The following is a 20,324-nucleotide window of genomic DNA, read 5'->3' on the forward strand; positions in this document are numbered from 1 at the left end:
TAGCTAGTGTCCAATATTAAGGGGTTGAACCGGTTCATCCTCAGCATGAAGCATAGTATAACGAGCTGAGATTCTAACGATCTCAGATGAGCTTAATTTGGCGATACTGGTTTTCTGGAAATGTAACGATCACCAGAAACCTTATTTCACTAAAACACACGATATCCGTTCATTTTCTCTTTATTTTTACTAAATAAGCTTCCCTGAGATCGTTAGAAAATAAAACGGTATGATATTATCCAAATAGCGTTCCTGGGGATCGTTAGAAAATTATCCAGCTAGATCAGGCGATGCAGGGCAGTCACTTCTGGGCGGAATATTGTGATTTAGCCTTTTTAATAAGTTAGTAAGCAAGCAAGTGGCAAGTAAGTAGTGAGTATGTATGACTATCCTATATGTATGACTATCCTAAACGAAAAAAAATCCCTTTGCTGTAGAGTCGGCAAAGGGACTTTTTAAGTTGATGTGCTCTAATATGCTCGCCAAATGGCGAAAGATTTGCGTTGGTTGCCCATTACAGCTTGAATTGCTCTACCAGCTTCTGCAGCTTATTAGCCAGATGCGCAAGGGAATCGGCAGAGGAGGAGATTTCCTGCATGGAGGCCACTTGCTCTTCCGTTGCAGCGGAGATATTCTCTGTGCCATCGGCATTGGTTTCCGAGATGGTATGAATGTGGTCGATAGACTGCACCACTTCTGCTGTGCTGGCAGACATCTCTTCTGATGCCGCTGCGATATTTTCAAGTTGCTGATTGACCACCCCAACAGCCTCGCTAATCTGCACAAATGCATCATCGGCAAATTGTACAGCTCGGATGCCGCTGTCTACATCTTTTTGTCCCAGACGAACATTCTCATTAGCCTTGGAGATTTCTTGCTGAATGGATGCGACCATCTCCACGATCTTCTGGCCGGATTCGCTGGACTGCTCCGCCAGTTTGCGGACTTCACTTGCTACAACGGAGAATCCGCGTCCATGCTCACCTGCACGGGCTGCTTCAATGGAAGCATTCAGCGCAAGCAGGTTGGTTTGGGCTGCGATATCCGTAATGACAGATACCATCTCACCGATGGAGCTGGAATGCTGATCCAGCCGTGTCGCAGTTTCTGCGATACCTTGTACAAAATGCTGGATGGAGCCCATCTCCGATACAGCCGTTTTGATCGTCGAGTTCCCTTGGTGCGCGAGTTCACTTGCTTGCATAGCGGCTTCGGACACTTGCTGTGTGCTGTTGGTTACTTGTCCAACCCCTCCGGCAAGTTCATTCATCTGCTGTGCGGTATGTTTCAGGCTATTTGCCTGCTTTTCAATACCAGCTGCAGACTGTTCTGTAATGAGGGCCACTTGCTCTGTAGCTTTGGTTGTCTCCGACGAATTGATCGCAAGCTGTGCAGAAGATGTTGTAAGCTCGTCAGCTGTATTACGCACATCCTGAATGACGGTTCGTAGAGATGCACTCATTTTATTAAAGCTGTTACTGAGCTTGCCGAACTCATCCTGACCTTTCACAGCAACCTCAATTGTCAGATTTCCATCGCTGATTTCGTTGGAGGCTTTGACAAGTCGATTGAGGGGTTTCGTAATGGCTTGTACAATCCAGAAAATAATGATGGAGCTGATAACTACAGCAATCGCAATAACAACCAGGGTAGTGTACAGGATTGGACGAACGGTTTCCGTAACTTCGTCGTTATCGATAACACCGACGACTGTCCAGCCTGTCGTTTCATTGGTTACGAAGAAGGCATGCTCGTTTTTTCCGTTCAACGTATATTGCAGATCACCATTCTTTTGATCAAAAATTTGTTTATAGGGTTCCATCGTACCTTCAGTACCAGGTTTTTCGGTTGGATGTACGATGATTTTATTCGCATTATCGATAATATAGATATATCCTCTTTGCCCGATTTTCGTGGAATTTACCGTCTCGGAAAGAGCTTTAAGGGAAAGACTGACCGAAACAACACCATGACCGTCATCGGTCGTCTGAGCGACTGAAGCAACTACGTTACCTGTATTGCTTGAGATGTAAGGTGTGATTACAGTAGGTACGTCTTTGTTCTCCGAAGCAGCTTTAAACCAAGGACGTTCACGGGGATCGTATCCCGGTTTGTTTACAGCGGTGACTGGGGAGTTGATATAGACACCTTTATCCGTTCCGACGGAAGCAAGTTCCACGTCATCGTGGGTATCTTTGTAAGCATCAAGTAAGGTACGGATCGTTTTCGTTTCGTCCCCTTGAACCGGACCCACATTACCAGCATCCAGCTGACTTGCTAGGAAGTCTACATTTTTGCGTGTAGCCCCGATAATCTGGTCAATGGTCTGATTCAGTACACTCACGCTACTGTTGGCATTCTCAAACATTTTTTCTTCGACCTTGGTAGCCGCTGTCTGGAATGAAATGATGCCTAAACTGATCGTCGGGATCAGCAGCACGATAGCAAATGAAAGTATCAGTTTCTCTCTCATCTGTAACGTTCGTTTCCCCTTTGGCTGCTTCACTTTCTTCATAGTACATTCTCCCCCTGTCAACTCTCCCGAACTGACATAAAATATGGTATATTTCTAAGTTAATGCAAACCAATTCTGCATTCATTATTCCAAATCTCTGATTCAGAATGGTATGTATCGATATATATCGGCTGACAGTGATTAAAATTAGAGAGGAGTTGTACGAGAGTTGAATGAAAGTGCACCAAGATTATCTGCACATGAAAAAAGTGTGGAAATCCAGGATGAGGCAACATTTATGCAGGGGGTTCGAGATTGTGTGCCTACCCTGCTTGGATACTTAAGTATTGGCTTTGCAGCGGGGGTCATCGAGATGACTGCAGGTCTCAGTTTTGCCGAAACGGCATTGTTGAGCCTGATTTTGTATGCAGGTTCTGCCCAGTTCATCGCAGCAGGGATGCTGGCTTCCAATGGATCGGCGTTAGCGATCATCTTCACTATATTTTTTGTGAATCTGCGTCATCTGCTGCTTAGCGCAGCCGTATCTCCGTATTTCAGACATCTGACACCGCTTAAAAATATGTGGATTGGCTCACTGCTTACGGATGAGTCATTCGGTGTGGCGATGACCCGTGCAATCGGTAGAAAAACGCTCAGTGAGCGCTGGATGCACGGTCTAAATATTACGGCGTACTTGAACTGGTTTGTCGCGAACATGGCGGGAGCGTACTTTGGGCGCTGGATTACAAATCCGGATCGGTTTGGACTGGACTATGCGTTGCCAGCGATGTTTATCGGTCTAATTGTGCTTCAGTTGGTACATCGCAAAAGCAAAAAAATACATATCAATGTAGCAATCATAGCGGTCGTGTGTGTTATCTTAGCAAGCATGGCTTCACTAGGCAGTCTGAGCATTATCATAGCGGCAGTGGTTGCAGCAACGATGGGAGTGTTTATGGAACGATGGAAGTAAGATGGGATGTATTCTGGATTATTATGGGCTCGGCACTGCTTACATTTATTCCACGGGTATTGCCGCTTATGCTCTTCAGTAAAATACAGATTCCGGTGTGGCTGATGCGCTGGCTCGAATATGTGCCTGTTGCCGTCATGGCCTCACTTATTGGTCAGGAGTTGTTTATGTCAGGCAATCGACTGGTGCCGATTACAGAAAATGCCGCCTTGTGGGCAGCATTGCCGACAGTGGCTGTAGCCATCTGGACACGCAGTCTGCTTGGTACGGTGCTGGTTGGTATTGTATCCATGATGATACTACGTTACCTCATGGGATAGAATGACGGGATCATGATGAAAACGCTATTTTCTAATGAACCTAAAAGGGATAAGATGGAGAAAGCAGCATGAAATAGTCTGTTGTGCCATGGATATAGTAGAAGGATTTCATCAACTATTTTGAGCGAAAGGAACGATGTTTAAGATGAAACCAAGTCCATCGACGATTTTGTTTCAAGGGGATTCCATTACCGATGGAGGAAGATCACGGAATGAGGATCTGAACCATGTTCTCGGTCATGGGTACGCGTATTTGATCTCAAGCAGACTGGGCATGGAGCTGGCCAGCAAGCAAAAAACGTTCTATAACCGAGGCATTAGCGGAAATCGGGCTTCCGATCTGTACGCACGCTGGAATGAAGACACATATAGTCTGAAACCCGATCTGATCAGTATCCTGATTGGGGTTAACGATGCTTGGCGTTTCATGAATGATGAACCGAGAGGATATACAGATCGTTTTGCCCGGGCGTATCGTCACTTGCTGGAGGAAACTCGGGAAGTTATACCGGATACAGGACTTGTACTGATGGAGCCTTTTATTCTGAAGACAGGGGCAACGCTGGACAAATGGGATGGCTGGGAAACGCTTATGGCCGAATACCAGCAACAGGTTCGGGAAATGGCCGAGCACTTTGGGGCGGTGTGGGTCCCGCTACAGCAAACGTTCGATGCGGCATTGGAGCAAGCCGATGCTTCATACTGGTTATGGGATGGCGTTCATCCTACTGCGGCAGGTCATGAGCTAATTGCTCGTCAGTGGTTATCTGTGGTGCAGCAATCTCCACTTGCTATTGTGTAGCTTATCTTAAATTCCATTAGTGAGGCGTGGTGAATCCTTTGCGAGGCTCTAATCACGAAATAGGAAACGAACATCATGAAATGCGTGTAAGACACGCTGTAGATGAATCTGGGGCACTGGACTGGCCGGATGAACAACAGATCCAGCACGTTTTTCGTCACATTAACCAGCCAAATCATGGTCAAGAGAGAGTGGGATTTAAGACTGATGAACTAAGGGAAAAGTTGTTCCGGCACGAAATCGCTGAACTGTTCACCGATTTACGGAGGTATGGAGAGCAAGCATTAAGAGAACCGCTACCTCTTCTGACATTCCAACTGTTTCGACAGTTCGGCAGGGAGGGAGACCGCAAAGCATACGAGCAGGTTTACTTCGAAAGGCGCGGTAGATTAGCAGCCGTTGCCATGCTTGCTCTCGATGCTGGCACCCCTCATATGGTTCATGCTCTCGAAGAGATGTTGTGGGCGGTATGTGATGAATATACGTGGTGCCTTCCGGCACATCTGGGAACGGGAGAGGCGGAGCAGGTAGCAGGAAATATTGACCTCTTCGCGGCAGAAACGGTACATATGCTTGCGGAGATTGTGGTACTTCATCGTCATCATCTCGATGCTCTGATTGTTGAACGGATACTTCAAGAGGCGGAGCGACGTATCTTTACGCCGTTATACAGGGAAAAGAGGGCATATCACTGGCAGATAGCCGATCACAACTGGTCTGCTGTCTGTGGGGGATGCTGCGGCATGGCTGCTCTGTTATTGCTGGAGGATCAGGCGATGCTGCTGGAGGCCAACAGACAGACAATCAATTGTATGAAGGCGTTCTTGAGCGGGTATGGCGAGGACGGCGGCTGTGCTGAAGGGATTGGGTACTGGGTGTATGGCTTCGGTTATTTCGTCTATTATGCCGAGATGTTACTGGACTACACCGAGGGAGCGTTGGACTTGTTACAAGGTTCCAAGATAGCGGCGATAGCGGCATTTCCGCTACGAATCCATCTGTCGGGCGGTACATTTATCAATTATTCGGATAGCTCGGAGCATGAAGAGATACCTTCGGGGCTCCTGTCTCTGTTAGCTGTACGTTTCGGAATGGAAGTGGATTTGCCCTTGCGTATTCCCCGGCTGACAGAAGATCCTTGTCGTCGTTGGGCCCATCTGCTACGGAACGTGATGTGGAGCGATCCGGTGGTATATAAACGTATACATCGAGAAGCGGCTGAGCGGGCGAATGGAGGGTTTATTTTTCAACAGCTGGAATGGATGGTTGCTAAACATGCCCTTCATATGCCGCCGAATGTACAAGGAGAAACAAGCAAACCTTGTTCAGACCGGGAGTGGGTTCAGGTGGCATGTTCGTTTAAAGGCGGTCATAATGATGAACCCCACAATCATAATGATCTGGGACAAGTGATTATCCATTGCGGTGGTGAAAATATACTTTGTGACCCTGGAGCAGGGTTGTACACTCAGGCGTATTTTGCTCCAGGGCGCGAGCAGTTATTTCATATCTCATCTGCCGGGCATAACGTGCCCCTGATCGGAGGTTGCGAGCAACGTTCGGGTAGAAAGGCTGAAGCCGAGTTGCTGGAATTCAGGCTTGAGCCGGATGGAAGTGAAGTGCAGGCCTTGTTCGACCTGACGCGTGCATATTCCGAAGCAACAACACTACACCGATATACACGTCATCTGAGCTGGAAGGCCGGACAAGATTGTGTTGGAATGAATGGGACTATGGAAATTAAGGAAAGAGGCGGCAGTTGTTGTAGTACGGGGAATCCTCCTGATCCGGATGTGTATGTAGATATGGCAAGCTTGCGGATTATAGACAGATTCCAATGGAAGATGGACACAGAAGCGGATACTACGAAGTCTTCGTTGAACGAGCCATATGTTGAAGCACAAGTCGTTGAGCGCTGGATAAGCCGGGTAGGTCCGACAATGGAAAAGGAAGGCAGACTTCGGTGGCAGGCTTCGCAGGCTAATCTGTACATGAACTATGATGCTGTCCAGTGGCGGGTGCAGACAGAAGCTGTGCATACCGTGGATCATGATCAGGTCCCTGTTACATTTTATCGTACATCACTTGTTTGGAAAGGGAACGAAGTTACAGCGACAAAGAGCGAGGATGAACGAGTTGAAGATGCCGAAACCGCCAACGATGCTCCGCTAGAGATTGTATGTCAGGTTGATTTTATGGTTGAACCCCATCAAGGAGAAGCCGAGGTGAGTCCACGTGAGTCGTTATACAGCCACAGCGACATATCCATGGAAAAATGAACTTGAAAGGTATCGCACACTAGCAGCTGAAGCTGGCTCTGCATCGGCAGATGGCTGGAGCAGGGAGCGTAAGCTGGCACTCGTGAAACAAATTGTGTGCGCTTACACGAAATATCAGGATAGTAACGGTGCAATTATCGATCCGTATTCAGGCATAGAACGGTACTACTCCACCCCAGCCTACGCTATGGCAGCTGCAGTACTGGTGGATGCAGGGCACATGGAGCTGCTGGATTCTGCATCGGCAGCTCTGTCCCATAGCATTGATGCGGTGGTAAGCGGCAGTGCGCCGGACAATCATCCGGATTTTTTTCCTGTACTGATGATGCGGGCATACATGTTGCTTAGATCTCATCGACCTGATCAGGCCTCCATCTGGGCCGAGGCACTTCGGACGATTGATCCCGAGAACGATTATGTATTTACGATGAGTAAGATGAATAATGCCAATCGCATGATTAACTGGAATGCCATTATGATCTCTGGTGAATATCTGCGATGGAGCGAACATCTTGCGAGTGAGGATACAACGTGGATGGATCGTTATCTCGAAGCATACCATCTGCCGCGTTTTACTCCGCTTGGTCTGTATCAGGACGGCCCGCTGGATCGGCCGAATTGTCCGTTTTCCTATGATATCGCTACCCGCTATCATCTTGAAGTGATGCTTGATGGAGGTTATGAAGGGGCAGTCGCAGATGCATTACGAGAGAAGCTGAATCATGGTGCGTTCAGCTCACTGCTGATGTTGTCTCCGCTGGGAGAAATACCGCCGCGTGGTCGCAGCTCCCAGCACCAATGGAATGAAGCGGCGGCGGCATATGTTTGCTCGGTACACGCCAAGCTGGCGATGCAGGCTGGGGATTCGGTGATGGCCGGGGCGTTCGCACGAGCGGCAAATCGTTGTTTTGAAGCCGTAGAGCGCTGGTTGATGCCGGATGGACGTTTGAAGATTGTACGCAACGAATATGCGCCTGAGAAACGTCACGGTTATGAAGTATACACCAATCACACCTGTTACAATCTGTGGACGGCAGCCGCGCTGGCACATGCCTGTCTTCGTGCTTCAGATGAGGGGATTGTGCTATCCTATCTCCCTTCCGAGATTGGAAACAGGGTACTACAGACGGATGGCTGGTTCGAAACCGTGCTGGCCTCTGTGCCAGGCCAGCAGTTGGTTTTGCACACTGCGCTGAATGACCCGTATACGATTCCGGGGCTGGTACGAGTGCAACAGGCAGGTCTGCCGGGATTAATAGGCCCGTCCGCAGCCAGTCACGTACAGGCAGGATTTACGGAATTTGCTGAAGGTGTTGTACAGCCTCTGAGTTATTGCCCCGCTTGGAAGACAACGGATGGGGTGTGGCATAGTCTGGCTGAGGGCATACCATCAGGTAGTGAGTATGACCGTGATGCGGGAATTGATCCGGCGAACGGTGGCGGTTCAATCATATTTAAGATGGCGACCCGGACGGGTGAGATTACGGCAGAAAATAAGCTGCATAAAACCGTGTCAGCAGTTGGTACGGATATTGTTGAGAGTATAGCTGAGCATGATACGAGAAAAGCTTCTGAGCAAACTAAGAGGGAAACTGCCGAAAAAGCCATGTTGAATACAACGGAGAATGATTTTGAAATTACCTGGACGGGGCCTTTACCTGGGATGCGCTCTATCATTACCCGTTATGTGCAACGAGCAGATGAACTGGTGGTGACGTATATATTTGAGGGTGAGATGGAGGCGGTGGGAGCTGTGATTCCACTGATGTTTAGCGATGGTCGGGAGCAGGCTGTGATTACTTATACGGAGCAGAGTGTACGCACAGCGTACCTGGGAGCATACGTTGAATCGACAGTTCAAGATGCCAAAGCGGTAATTCAGCTGAATCCACAGGAAGTGGCTTCACGCAACGGACTGCTTAAGCAGGCGCGGATGGAAGTTTACGATGCACAGCAACTGACATTCACTATTCGATTGGGACGCGATCTCACATAGGAACAGGAGGACATGATCATGAATACCTCAACATCCGCAACATGGCTGGAGGAAGCATGGCAGCAAGGGGTTCACAAGACGATTCGAAATGCGAAACGAATCCAGGATACCTTTCCTCATATTTCACCGCAGGGTGTGTACGACAAAAATGCTCCGGAATGGTGGACAGCCGGTTTCTGGCCCGGACTGTTGTGGCTGGTGTACCGGGATGATCCGCAGCATGAAGCGGCCGCGGATCTGCGGCAAATCGCCGCTAGCTGTGAGCGACAGCTTGAAGGTTGTCTGCGTGATCCAGACCTGGTGGATCACGATCTGGGTTTCATCTGGCTGCTTAGTGGCGTAGCCAGCTATCGCCAGATGGGCAGCGAGGATGGGCGCCGCCGCGGCATGCTTGCCGCGAATCTGCTCGCTGCCCGCTTTCACGTGCGCGGTGAGTTCATCCGCGCATGGAACTTCGGCTCGTCGATGATGGACACGCGCGGCGTTGCCATCATCGACAGCATGATGAACCTGCCGCTGCTCTACTGGGCATCCGAGCAGAGCGGCGATCCTCGCTTCCGATGGCTGGCGGAAGCGCATGCGGACACCGTGGCGCGCGAATTCGTCCGCGCAGACGGGTCCATCTGCCACGTGGTGGAGTTTGATCCACACACGGGGCAGAAGCTGCGGGAGCATGGCGGCCAAGGCCATGCTCCCGGGTCCGCCTGGGCGCGGGGAACCGCCTGGGCGTTGCACGGGTTTGCGCTGTCTTTCCGGTATACGGGCGAAGCCCGATATCTGGAGACAGCGGAGCGGGCGGCCGATTTCTTCCTCGCCATGCTTGGCGAAGACATCGTGCCGGTGTGGGATTTCCGCGCGCCTGCCGAGCATCAGGCGGCGTGGGACTCGTCCGCTGCGACGATTGCCGCGAGCGGTCTGTTCGAGCTTGCGAAGCTGTCGCCACGCGGGCAAATCTACGCTGCCGCGGGAGAGCGCATCGTCCGCGGCTTGTATGAGCGCTACAGCCCTGCTGAATCTGTAGCGGAAGAAGGGCTGATTATGCAGGGAACGGTACATTACCCGGAAGGCCGGGGAATCAATGTGCCGATTATTTACGGCGATTACTTCTATATGGAAGCGCTGGTGAAGTTGCGTGGAAACGAGGGGTTATTTTAACTGAAAACGCTGAAGAAAGCAGATTTTCCGAAATTTCGTTTCAAACAAGGAAGTTTCCCGCAGGCGTGCCGGGGCACGTCAAGGAGAGGTGACGTAGCAGGGGGCAAAAGGGGTAAAAGATGCAGTTCAGTATGTTTCAAGATAAGCCTAGCCAACCGTCCTGCATAGGGCGGTTATTTATGTTGTTTCTCTGCTGTATCTTCAGGAAGTGAACTTACTTCGCTGGCGAACGTCTAAGAATGACAAAGTCGGCAGAGGACTGCTCGGGATATCGCTGGCGTATGATCTCATGCACTTTGAATTCGGGATAATCGAATAGATAGTGGAACAGATTGCGATCCTGGATAGTTTTCACGCCGGAATCTCCTTGCTCCTTCAGCCTTGTATAGAGCACCACCCATTGAGTTGAAGTGTGGAGAACATCGCGTAAGGTAGCCCGAAAATCCGTTTCATCTGTAATATGATACAGCACATCCAGGCACACGGTCAGATCAGCTTGGAGAAAACCACGATTGATCCACAGGCCCGGTGTATACACCATGAAGCTTTTGGAAGGATCGTTAGCATATAGCGAAGCGCATTGTTTTATAGACGAGGATGCCACATCCATGCCCAGGTATTCACCATAGTTCATATATTTCAACTGGTTTCCATCTCCGCAGCCGAATTCGATGACCCGATGAATACCTTCGCGCCGGATTAACGCATTGACCACCTCGGCTTTGAATTCCGCCAACACGCCATATGAACCCCTGCCCGACGTTTTACCCGAAGAATAAGTCTGCTCCCAATAATGGATGTAATCAAATGACTGATTCACACCGATTTCCCCCGATACTGAAAAATGATGTTGCGTAAGATCGCAAGCCTTATATTCAGGTTATGCGCAGCGGGAGTAGATGAGACTATAGTATGATTTTCCATATAATTACCTGAAAATTTCCTGAAAGTCTAAACATCTGGAAAGTTCTTGCCGACATTAATTAGAGTAGGAAAAAATTGACGATTAATCGGAGGGAAATGATGTTTAAGCCAAGATTGACCAAGTACATGGTGATGATGCTGGTGTTGATACTGAGTATTTCCAACGTAGGCTTGGCCGCTGCGGCAGAGAAAGAACTGTCCAAAATTGTGGTTTCCAAAAATGAAATGTCGCTCGAAGTCGGCGATTCCGGGTCTGTTACCGTAACGGGGGTATATTCGGATAATACCTCGGCAAACGTTACGATCAGTTCATCCTGGACGAGCAGTGATGCTTCGGTAGCCTCTGCATATAATGGTTCAATAACAGCCAAAAAAGAAGGTACAGCCACAGTTACAGTGGCGTATCAAGGACAAAGTCAATCCATTCAAATCAAAGTGACCAAGAAAGTCAAAGCCCTTTCGAAAAATGTGCAAGATCTTGATCTCCGCACAGGGGTTACCAAGGATATTTTGCTGACTGCAACTTATAGTGATAATACAACGAATGAGCAGGCGGCCAGCAGTGCCGAATGGTCAACAAGTAATGAGAAAGTGGCAACAGTGGTCAACGGTAAAGTGACGGGTCAGAGTGCAGGTACAGCGTTGATTACAGCGAAGCTGGGCAGTCAGAGCGTAACCGTAGATGTTAACGTGGAAGTGGTTAAACGTGTGGATGTGGACAAAAGCCAGATCAGTCTACTTCTGAAACAGAAGGAAAGTGTCACATTAACAGCGACCTATCCAGATGGAACTTCCAAAGATGTAACCGATCTGGCAGAGTGGACGTCAAGCAACGAAAAGGTTGCAGATGTACTGAAAGGCAACATTACAGGTTATTCGGCAGGTTCTGCCACAATTACAGGTAAATATGGTACCAAGTCGGTATCTGTAGATGTGGATGTAGATCTGACGAGTAAGCTGAGCGTAGCGAAACAGAGCATCTTCTTCCGCTTGAGTGATACGAATAAAACGGCCAATGTCGCAGTTACAGCTTCATATCCAAACAGTAGTGATGTGAATGTAACGGATCAGGCAACGTGGACATCCAGCAATGAGAAGGTGGCTACGGTGTTCAAAGGCCAGATTACAGCAATAAGTGCGGGATCAACAACGATTAAGGCTGCATACAGTGGCAAAACGGTAGAGATCGCTGTCGATGTAGATACGGCGAGATATCTGGATATCAAAGATGTTACCGACAAACTTGCCATGAGCGTTACCGGTGACAGTAGAACGAAACAACTTACAGCAAACGCTGAGTACATCGATGCAAGCAAGGAAGATGTAACGTCCAAAGCGACGTGGACGTCCAGCAATGCAGATATTGTATATGTATCGGGCGGTGAACTGATTGCATACAAATCGGGTACAGCTACCATTACCGCAGCATATGGCGGCAAAACGGTGAAATTCACAGTAAACGTAGACGTGCCTGACAAGTATGAGATGGATAAAAAGAAAGCAACCGTTGCTGTTGGCGGAACCACTGCTGCCAAAGTGCTTGCCGTATACGGTGAAACTTCCAAGGATGTATCTGACGATGCAACGTGGAGCAGTAGCAGCGAGAAAATCGCTGAGGTAGACAGCAAAGGGGTTATTACGGGTGTAGCGACAGGCAAAGCAACGATTACTGCTAAAATCGAGGGTAAAACGTTGACACTGCCTGTAGAAGTAGGAATGGCGAGCGGGCTGGAAGCGGATATGAACTTTGTCGTGCTGTCTGCAAAAGAAACTCAAGCCATTATCCTTACAGGCACGGATGGGGACGGTAATACGAAAGACGTCACAGCCGATGCAACTTGGAAATCAAGCAATGCGCGTGTAGCTGATGTGAAAAAAGGTGTAATCACAGGTAATAGCAGTGGTAAAGCGAACATCACAGCTGAATACGGCTCACAGAAAATCACAATTCAGGTTGAAGTCGATGTCATTTCACGGATTGAAGCATCTGAACCAGCTCTTTCGCTGAAATCCGGTGAAACCGTGGATTTGAAGTTGACTGCTACCTTGAGTGATGGCAGTGAGCGGGATGTTACAGACAAAGCAGAGTGGAAATCAAACAGTTACAAAGTGGCTCAAGTGACCAAAGGCAAAGTGAAGGCACTAAGCTCAGGTAAAGCAAGAATAACTGCGAAGTACGGTAGCAAAACGATTACGATTGCGCTGGATGTAGATACATTGAAATATTTACAGACGAATAAAGTCACGTTAACGATGAAAGTTGGCGATAAAGCAACCGTAGTCGCCACCGCAACATATTTGGATGGAAGTGAAGCGAATGTGTCCAAACCAGCACTTTGGACTTCCTCCCGCATTGCGACGGCTTCCGTAAAAGATGGGATCATTCAAGCGAATGGTAAAGGTAAAGCGACTATTACCATCTCCTATGCAGGTGTAAAAACAAAGGTCAACGTTGTGGTTGAGGAGAAGTAAGGTCGGAATACGGAATTAGAAATAGTAAATGTCAAAAAGGTGATATCAGCATTCAAGCTGATATCACCTTTTTGAGTACCATATAGAGTTGAAAAACATACCTTTTCCCGAATTCATAATTTAGATTAGCGATCTAATAGCGATCTAATCTGGTCACATCGTATGTGACAGTACCAAAGCACCATAGGCAAAAGCAATAAGAATAAGAATTGCCGGGTGCAGCTTGGTTTTGGTCATGACCCAGAGGGAGATGCCTGCAATAATCAGCGTCTGCCAGATGCCGATGGAGTCCGTGGATACTTGGCCGAATTCCCAAGTGAGTAGAATCATGAGCACAGCGATCACCGGCTGAACAAGCAGAGTCATGCCTTTGACCTTCGGTGAAGTCCGGTGTTTGTTCAACAAACGAAGTAATAGAATAAGTGCAACTGCTGACGGTACAATGGTAGCGAAGCTGGCAATTAATGCACCAAACCAGCCTGCGACGTGATATCCGACAAATGCAGCAATTTTCGTGGCAATCGGGCCTGGGAGCGCATTACCGATTGCCAGTACATCACCGAACTGCTCGGTTGTCATCCAGTGGTAATGATTCACAATCTCTTCCTGCATCAATGGAATGGAAGCGGGGCCGCCTCCATATCCGAGGATGTTCGCTACAAAAAATCCCCAAAATAATTCCCACCATGTCTGAAGCATCCTACGATACCTCCTTGTCGGAGTTACCTTTGGATTTTATACGCTGTACCAGCCCGAAATGGAAGAAACCATAGACCAGGAACACCGTAATCACCAGTCCCGGATGAATATTGAGTAACTGTAATGCTGCAAAGGCAATCACACCGAATAAAATAGCAAACCACTTACCCAAGCCTTTCCAGGCTTTCATCGCAAATTCATAGGCCATCATACCAAGCATCACAAAAATGACAGGGCGCACGGCTGCTACCATACCCGCTACAATCTTGGATTCACGCAGTGCGTACATCGAACCGAGTAGAGCAATAATCGCGATACTTGTCGGCAAAATATGAGCGAGTACGGACACAATAGCGCCTAGAACACCCTTTGTTTTATAGCCTAGATAAGCAGCCATTTTGGTTGCGATAGGTCCCGGCAAGGCGTTGGCAATCGCCAGAATCTCGCCGAATTCATCGTCGCTGACCCACTTGTACCGGGTGACGGCTTCATAACGGATTAGCGGGATAACCGAGGGGCCACCGCCATATCCCAAAATTCCGGTTCGTACCATGCCGACCACGAGACCGTTGTAATCTTTCCAACTCATGCTGATATCCTCCTAGAGTCTCATGCCCATGCGGCTTTTATATCGTTTTAAGAGCAGTTGTGATTCCACTTTGACGATGCCAGGCATCTTGTAGAGTTTCTCCAGTATGAACTGCTCCATCTCTTCCATATCTGCAAAAATACCGTGCATATGCAGGGTACTTGGGCCTGTCATATGATAGAGACTGGTCACTGCTGGCTCATCATCCAGCATCTCTGCAACTTCATCCAGGAAGCGCGGTTCCACATCGACATTAAAAAAGGCAGAGACCTGTAGCCCCACCTTGCCTGGGTTAATGACAACGGTGAAACGTTCAATGATTCCTTTTTCCGATAATGCATTGATGCGAGCTTGAACGGCTACGCGGGATAATCCAATCTGTGTACCCAGGTCTGTATAGGAAATCCGGCTGTTCTCATGGAGCGCGGCGATGATTTTGCGATCCATCTCGTCCAGATTGTACATTTGCGGAATTTCTCCACCTTTGGAGGAACGTTTGTGAGACATGTTTGAATCACCCTTTTCGTTTTCATATATTGCATGATGTGTATCCGAATTTAAAGAGTAATTGAATGTACGCTTAATACATGCAGCATTCATAGTTTAATGACGAAACGTAACTAACGTCAACTGATTTTAGGGGGATTGTTAAAAATATTTAAGGAAGCACCTTCATTTTGTCGTATCTATGAAAGAAAAAAGACTGCTCGCTTTATGCGGGCAGTCAGCACATCCTTGTTAGGACAAGTTACTTCATGAGTTTGTATCAGCAAGGATGCTTCTCTCAGGAGATTAAGAGTTGTTGCTAGTTTTAAGATGTTTAAATGGATGGTGATGAATCACCCATTATGAGTTCACTGTCTTAGGCAGTAGTAGCGTAACCGTAGTTCCTTCGCCGGGTTCTGATGATACGCGTAACGTACCGCCTGCTCCCCGTGCACGTTCCTCCATGCTGAATAACCCAACACCATTCCCCGCAGTAGCGTCGTTAAATCCGGTACCTTGGTCTTCAATAACGACAAGCGTGAGCTCTTCCGTATCTTCTACGGTGACTTGTGCCTCGGCAACGTCAGCGTATTTGGCTACATTGGTTAAGGCTTCCTGGATGATGCGATAGATGGCGATCTCTCGGTTCATCGGGAGCCGCTTGCGCAAATTACATTCGAGAGTAACCTCGATGCCGTAATGGCGGTTATAGTTCTCAATATAGGTTCGAATGGCAGGAACGACACCCAGATCATCCAGCACAGACGGCCGAAGTTCCCAAGCCATACCGCGAACATCTTCCATAATACCCGTAACCTGTTTTCGTAGCGCTTCAACGCCCGGGTTAGCTTGATCGGCCAGCAGACGGTCCATCTGAATTACGAGAGAGAACAGGCTTTGTCCAATCCCGTCATGAAGGTCACGAGAGATGCGCCGTCGTTCTTCTTCCTGAATGTTCATGACTTGCGACATCATCTGTTGCAGCTCAGCCTCGACTTGTTTCAGCTTGGTTACCTCACTGCGCACAGCTAAATACTGATATGGCTCACCATCGTTATCGAGGAATGGCACAATCGTGGTATTTACCCAGTAATAACTACCGTCTTTTGCACGATTCCGAATCTCGCCATTCCACACCTTGCCAGCAGAGATGGTATCCCATAACGTCTTCATAAAGGTTTTACCGTGGTACCCCGAGTTAATAATCCGGTGATCCTGACCAATGAGCTCTTCGCGGCTATATTGTGAAATTTCGCAAAATTTATCGTTCACGTATTGGATTTTACCTAAACGATTCGTCAGCGCTACGATCGAGGATTCGTCGAGTGCAAACTTCAAATCACCAAGTTGATGCAGCGAACCTTTCAGTTTGCTTCGGAATTCATTGTCCGAAATGTGATTGTCAATTTCGCTGAGTAGGTGCCGAACAGGTTGGTCGGCTAATCCGCTGAGTCTGTTTTTGCGTGGCTTACTCAAAGTTCAACAACCCCTTTTTCATCGCAAACTTCACCAGTTCCGGTCTGGTGCGCAGGCCAAGCTTTTCCATCAGATTGCTTTTATGGGATTCCACCGTTTTGACACTGATGACCAGATGCTCGGCAATTTCCTTATTCGCGTATCCTTTGGCAATCCAGGACAAGATCTCTTTTTCCCGATCCGAGAGTGTATCGTATGGCCCGGCATTTTCCTGTTTGGCTTTGTCCAGATACTCGCTCATTAACCGTTTGGTTGCACTTGGATAGAGGTAGGCGCTTCCATCGGCTACAGAACGAATGGCAGCCAGCAATTCCTCGTGGGGCGCGCTTTTGAGGATATACCCGGAAGCTCCCGCGTGGATTGCGCGGAACAGGTATTCCTCGTCGTCATGCATCGTAAGAATTAAAATCGATACATCCGGCATTAGCTTTTTTAACTCCGCCGTAGCGGTCAATCCATCCTTGCCCGGAGGCATGCTGAAATCCATCAGAACTACATCGGGTTTCAGCTCCTGTGCTTTGGCAATGGCCTCGTCGCCATCGGCTGCATCGCCAACAATATGTATATCGTTCTTTCCTTCCAGCAGGGCGATTAGCCCCGAGCGTACAACCACATGGTCGTCCACAACTAACAGTCGAATCACATTCATTTCCCCCTGTCCGATTCCATCATCTATATCCATCATACCAAAAAAAGAGGCTTTTCAGAGGGGAATCTCCGAAAAGTCTCTTATTCAGTGTGTTCTGCTTCCATATTCTGCTCATGCATATTGTTCCAATTCTCTGGCAGCTTGCTCGGTTTGTACAATTATCTCGGGGGAAAACGTGCAAGGGGTTCTGCTTCCCACCAGCAATACACCGTTGGGCAGATTCCCTTCTCTGAACATGGGCACGGCTATCGCACAAACGAGTCGTTCAGCAAGCATAAGCGGGCAACGGTCCGGGATATATTCTCCACGGAACTGCTCATCCAGCATAACCGTGCGTCCGGTTCGTAGCGCCGTGCCTACCAGATCTTGTCCAGGGCGCATAGCCATGCGTTTGACACGTTCATTGGTTGCCCCGAAGGTATACTTCCAGCGCAACATTGATCCAGACACACAAGCCATTCCGCAAAAATCGCCGGTGGTGTTCTGACACAGGCCGCTCATCATCTCCTGAACGGCAGATGAGACTTCATCATGCATGAGGGACACTTCCTTTTTTCGAATCATATGATGATCTGTTCTTCACTCGTTACGTTTCTTTCATTATTGTGGTCGTTCATCGTTGTCACAACATATGGGTAACCTTGAACTCAAGGCTCGTTGGATGGGAGAATCAGTCTACAATCGGGATATTCCGATGTTAGTTCTATTGTAGACTGTTTTGTCAGCCTTGTAATTCAGGGAATACCCCTATTTCACTTCTGGAAACTGCTGAACGTGGGCAGTGGATCACTCCGAGAAGCATAAGAATGAAAAAAACAGCTGGCCGATTAGCCAACTGTCTCGTTTGAATGTGTATTTTGGAATGAGTTATATCTAGGAAGACTCTCCTGTAGATTAGAAATGTACACGTATCTTTCTTCTACATTGTAAATGTGCTCAGTAATGCCGGCCATACTGCGATCTTCTCACGGCAAGAGGGACAGGTTGTTTTGCCTGCCAGATAGGGCAAATGCGCGGACAGTGTCTGTTCTCCGATCTGAGCGGTCCGTTCTGCTAAAACTTGTGTCTCCTCATCTGCCCATGAAGAAGCCGGAATGATGGCTTGAGCTTCCTGATCAGGTTGAAAAACAGGATCTTCTGCATAAGCTTTCAGAGGCACAGCATGATGTTCATCAGGCCATATGTACACTTCATTTGCGCAAGCTGGGCACTCAGCCACATACTCATCCCCTTCCGAAAATGTCATCAGCATATTCGCAACGATATAGGATTTGCGGAATGCGGCATCGGCAATGAGGACGTAACGTTTCTCCGTGTCATCTGTGGATAGCTCAGCAACATCGGTCAGCACTTGTTCTGTCAGTGATCTGAGCTGGTCGATAGCTTCTACATAATCAGTGTACATCTGCGTGCAGACCGTACTTCCCACCACATCAGCCAGCTCAGTCCAGGATGGCGGATATGGCATTTGGTGTTGCTCATCACGGCTTGCTTCAATAATACCGCAGTTGATATACAGTTCCTTGCGCACTGCTGTATCGGAAGTCGAACATGCCAGACGAGCTAGGAATGGCATGGCGGCGTAGGTAGCCGTATAGATTGTATTTTGATGAAACAGATATTCCTGAAACAAATCGTCAAAAACCTCTTGGCTGAATTGCTGCTGCAATTGTTGCAATAGGCGGGGTGCATCTTCTGCTGACCCATAGGGGCCAGACAGTTTTGCCCAAAGATCACGATCTAACGATAACATATGTATTCCTCCTGTTCTGGAGATGCATAAGATTGTAAATTCGCAAGATTGAACACTCACAAGCATTTAACTGTATGCTAGCACTATCGTAAAAGTTTGACAATGCAAGATAAGATCACTCGCAAATGGGGCATTATTGGGGATATGTGACTTTTCTCACAGCGAATTGGGGGAGTTTCCCGCCAAAGATCAGGTAATCCCCCGATAACCTTTCGAACTGATTCACGATATGATGTACACATAAGGAATCACCGAGGGGGACGAAAGTTATGGGTACAGTATTCGTGGAAAGAATCACCCGAAAAGTAGAGCAGACGCAGACACAGACGGAGGCGGGCAAAATGACACAGCGAACAGGCGGGATTCTGTCTTTTGTTACACCGGAACAATGGAGTCTGATCGAAGAGAAAATGCAGCCTAAAAAAGTAAAGTCGGGATACAGTCTCTTTTTGGAAGGTGATGAAGCTGGATATCTGTACTACATTCGTTCGGGACGAGTGAAGTTGACCAAATCGACGGAGGATGGCAAAGAGATTATTCTGTCGATCCAGCAAAGAGGCGATCTGATCGGTGAATTCGGCGGTATTGGCGGATTGAACCACAGTTACAGTGCAGAGATGGCTGAAAAAGGGGAACTGGCCATCATCTCGCTGACGGATCTCGAAAGTGTGCTTAGCAAAAATGGGGATCTTGCGCTGAAATTCCTGCAATGGATGGCACTTGCACAGCGGATTACACAGTCGAGATTCCGTGACCTGTTGCTCTACGGCAAAGCAGGTGCACTTGCTTCGACACTGATCCGTGCCAGCAATACGTATGGCAAGATTGTTCCAGATGGCATCGTGCTGGAGATGAAGCTGAACCACACTGAACTCGCTGAGATGATCGGGGCAACTCGGGAAAGTGTTACTCGTATGCTCGGAGCATGGAAGGAGCAGGGTACCCTCGATATGCTGGACGGCAAATTAATGATTCGGGACATGGCTGCTTTACGTTGCATGTGTGGATGCCCTTCGTTCCCAAGCTGTCCGAAAGAACTGTGTCGTCTGTAGGCCATATTCAGTAGATTCAGGTAACAAATCAGTTAGTTAGAGAGAACACACGGGTGGGGAGACACGAGATCGGAACGGATAGAACAAAACAAAAACGGAACGGATACGGAACTGAACGAAATTTACAAAACAGAACTAGCGGTACCAAATAGAGTAAAACGGGAACTAAAGTAGCGAAATGGAACGAATGAATAGAAAGGAAAAAGGATGAAGCGGCGCGGGCTGTTTCATCCTTTTTCCTACT

General features: G+C 48.2%; 17 protein-coding genes. 8 read left to right on the forward strand and 9 right to left on the reverse strand.

Annotated elements, in window-relative coordinates; genetic code table 11:
- Positions 1-514: 514 nt before the first annotated feature.
- Positions 515-2,515, reverse strand: a complete 2,001-nt coding sequence (locus H7T88_RS24420; RefSeq protein WP_221790846.1) for a methyl-accepting chemotaxis protein — start codon at positions 2,513-2,515, stop codon at positions 515-517.
- A 238-nt stretch (positions 2,516-2,753) separates the two neighbouring features.
- Between H7T88_RS24420 and H7T88_RS24425 the strand changes: the two genes are divergently transcribed.
- The 6 genes from H7T88_RS24425 to H7T88_RS24450 all read left to right on the forward strand — a co-directional run bounded on the left by H7T88_RS24425 (position 2,754) and on the right by H7T88_RS24450 (position 9,980).
- Complete coding sequence (locus tag H7T88_RS24425; protein WP_145334290.1) at positions 2,754-3,428, forward strand: AzlC family ABC transporter permease; 675 nt, start codon at positions 2,754-2,756, stop codon at positions 3,426-3,428.
- Entirely contained in the window at positions 3,419-3,748 is a 330-nt protein-coding gene (locus H7T88_RS24430; RefSeq protein ID WP_145334208.1) for a branched-chain amino acid transport AzlD family protein, read from the forward strand. The genes H7T88_RS24425 and H7T88_RS24430 overlap by 10 nt, the downstream gene beginning before the upstream one ends.
- Before the next feature lie 145 nt (positions 3,749-3,893).
- Positions 3,894-4,550: an SGNH/GDSL hydrolase family protein gene (locus tag H7T88_RS24435; RefSeq protein ID WP_221790965.1), complete on the forward strand. Its 657-nt coding sequence runs from the start codon at positions 3,894-3,896 to the stop codon at positions 4,548-4,550.
- Between the two features lie 80 nt (positions 4,551-4,630).
- The gene (locus tag H7T88_RS24440) at positions 4,631-6,829 is read left to right on the forward strand and encodes a heparinase II/III family protein (RefSeq protein ID WP_221790848.1); all 2,199 of its coding nucleotides are present in this window, start codon (positions 4,631-4,633) and stop codon (positions 6,827-6,829) included.
- Positions 6,786-8,825, forward strand: coding sequence for a glycosyl hydrolase (locus tag H7T88_RS24445; RefSeq protein ID WP_221790850.1), 2,040 nt, complete (start codon positions 6,786-6,788; stop codon positions 8,823-8,825). Before H7T88_RS24440 ends, H7T88_RS24445 begins: the two co-directional genes overlap by 44 nt.
- An 18-nt stretch (positions 8,826-8,843) precedes the next feature.
- The gene (locus tag H7T88_RS24450; RefSeq protein WP_221790852.1) at positions 8,844-9,980 is read left to right on the forward strand and encodes a YyaL domain-containing protein; all 1,137 of its coding nucleotides are present in this window, start codon (positions 8,844-8,846) and stop codon (positions 9,978-9,980) included.
- A 214-nt stretch (positions 9,981-10,194) separates the two neighbouring features.
- On the opposite strand, the gene H7T88_RS24455 is transcribed toward H7T88_RS24450, so the two are convergent.
- Positions 10,195-10,800, reverse strand: a complete 606-nt coding sequence (locus H7T88_RS24455) for a methyltransferase domain-containing protein (protein WP_221790854.1) — start codon at positions 10,798-10,800, stop codon at positions 10,195-10,197.
- Positions 10,801-11,003: 203 nt separating this feature from the next.
- Here H7T88_RS24455 and H7T88_RS24460 point away from each other — a divergent pair, with 203 nt between their 5' ends.
- The gene (locus tag H7T88_RS24460) at positions 11,004-13,376 is read left to right on the forward strand and encodes an Ig-like domain-containing protein (protein ID WP_221790856.1); all 2,373 of its coding nucleotides are present in this window, start codon (positions 11,004-11,006) and stop codon (positions 13,374-13,376) included.
- Between the two features lie 153 nt (positions 13,377-13,529).
- On the opposite strand, the gene chrA is transcribed toward H7T88_RS24460, so the two are convergent.
- The 7 genes from chrA to H7T88_RS24495 form a co-directional block, all read right to left on the reverse strand.
- Positions 13,530-14,075, reverse strand: coding sequence for a chromate efflux transporter ChrA (chrA, locus tag H7T88_RS24465; RefSeq protein WP_090918944.1), 546 nt, complete (start codon positions 14,073-14,075; stop codon positions 13,530-13,532).
- 1 nt (position 14,076) lies between these two features.
- Positions 14,077-14,664: a chromate efflux transporter ChrB gene (gene chrB, locus H7T88_RS24470; protein WP_090918942.1), complete on the reverse strand. Its 588-nt coding sequence runs from the start codon at positions 14,662-14,664 to the stop codon at positions 14,077-14,079.
- A 12-nt stretch (positions 14,665-14,676) separates the two neighbouring features.
- Positions 14,677-15,171: a chromate efflux transcriptional regulator ChrS gene (chrS, locus tag H7T88_RS24475; protein WP_090918940.1), complete on the reverse strand. Its 495-nt coding sequence runs from the start codon at positions 15,169-15,171 to the stop codon at positions 14,677-14,679.
- Positions 15,172-15,510: 339 nt separating this feature from the next.
- Positions 15,511-16,626, reverse strand: coding sequence for a PAS domain-containing protein (locus H7T88_RS24480; protein ID WP_221790858.1), 1,116 nt, complete (start codon positions 16,624-16,626; stop codon positions 15,511-15,513).
- Positions 16,619-17,269: a response regulator gene (locus H7T88_RS24485; protein WP_090919046.1), complete on the reverse strand. Its 651-nt coding sequence runs from the start codon at positions 17,267-17,269 to the stop codon at positions 16,619-16,621. The genes H7T88_RS24480 and H7T88_RS24485 overlap by 8 nt, the downstream gene beginning before the upstream one ends.
- A gap of 117 nt (positions 17,270-17,386) precedes the next feature.
- Positions 17,387-17,812 carry a GAF domain-containing protein gene (locus H7T88_RS24490; protein ID WP_221790861.1) on the reverse strand — a complete coding sequence of 142 codons (426 nt, stop codon included), beginning with the start codon at positions 17,810-17,812 and terminating at the stop codon, positions 17,387-17,389.
- 382 nt (positions 17,813-18,194) lie between these two features.
- Positions 18,195-19,028 (reverse strand): hypothetical protein, encoded by an 834-nt coding sequence (locus tag H7T88_RS24495; RefSeq protein WP_221790863.1) that lies wholly within the window; start codon positions 19,026-19,028, stop codon positions 18,195-18,197.
- Between the two features lie 269 nt (positions 19,029-19,297).
- Here H7T88_RS24495 and H7T88_RS24500 point away from each other — a divergent pair, with 269 nt between their 5' ends.
- Complete coding sequence (locus H7T88_RS24500; RefSeq protein ID WP_090918931.1) at positions 19,298-20,080, forward strand: Crp/Fnr family transcriptional regulator; 783 nt, start codon at positions 19,298-19,300, stop codon at positions 20,078-20,080.
- Positions 20,081-20,324 lie beyond the last annotated feature (244 nt).

The organism is Paenibacillus cucumis (ex Kampfer et al. 2016) (assembly GCF_019748695.1).
Taxonomy (GTDB): Bacteria; Bacillota; Bacilli; order Paenibacillales; family Paenibacillaceae; genus Paenibacillus; species Paenibacillus polysaccharolyticus.

Excerpts from the sequence above, each read along its gene's own strand:
- H7T88_RS24490 (WP_221790861.1), bottom strand. The coding sequence starts at position 17,812 with ATGCATGATGAAGTCTCATCTGCCGTTCAGGAGATGATGAGCGGCCTG.
- chrA (WP_090918944.1), bottom strand. The coding sequence starts at position 14,075 with ATGCTTCAGACATGGTGGGAATTATTTTGGGGATTTTTTGTAGCGAAC.
- chrB (WP_090918942.1), bottom strand. The coding sequence starts at position 14,664 with ATGAGTTGGAAAGATTACAACGGTCTCGTGGTCGGCATGGTACGAACC.
- H7T88_RS24450 (WP_221790852.1), top strand. The coding sequence starts at position 8,844 with ATGAATACCTCAACATCCGCAACATGGCTGGAGGAAGCATGGCAGCAA.
- H7T88_RS24420 (WP_221790846.1), bottom strand. The coding sequence starts at position 2,515 with ATGAAGAAAGTGAAGCAGCCAAAGGGGAAACGAACGTTACAGATGAGA.
- H7T88_RS24495 (WP_221790863.1), bottom strand. The coding sequence starts at position 19,028 with ATGTTATCGTTAGATCGTGATCTTTGGGCAAAACTGTCTGGCCCCTAT.
- H7T88_RS24425 (WP_145334290.1), top strand. The coding sequence starts at position 2,754 with ATGCAGGGGGTTCGAGATTGTGTGCCTACCCTGCTTGGATACTTAAGT.
- H7T88_RS24430 (WP_145334208.1), top strand. The coding sequence starts at position 3,419 with ATGGAAGTAAGATGGGATGTATTCTGGATTATTATGGGCTCGGCACTG.
- H7T88_RS24500 (WP_090918931.1), top strand. The coding sequence starts at position 19,298 with ATGGGTACAGTATTCGTGGAAAGAATCACCCGAAAAGTAGAGCAGACG.
- H7T88_RS24440 (WP_221790848.1), top strand. The coding sequence starts at position 4,631 with ATGCGTGTAAGACACGCTGTAGATGAATCTGGGGCACTGGACTGGCCG.
- H7T88_RS24460 (WP_221790856.1), top strand. The coding sequence starts at position 11,004 with ATGTTTAAGCCAAGATTGACCAAGTACATGGTGATGATGCTGGTGTTG.
- chrS (WP_090918940.1), bottom strand. The coding sequence starts at position 15,171 with ATGTCTCACAAACGTTCCTCCAAAGGTGGAGAAATTCCGCAAATGTAC.
- H7T88_RS24435 (WP_221790965.1), top strand. The coding sequence starts at position 3,894 with ATGAAACCAAGTCCATCGACGATTTTGTTTCAAGGGGATTCCATTACC.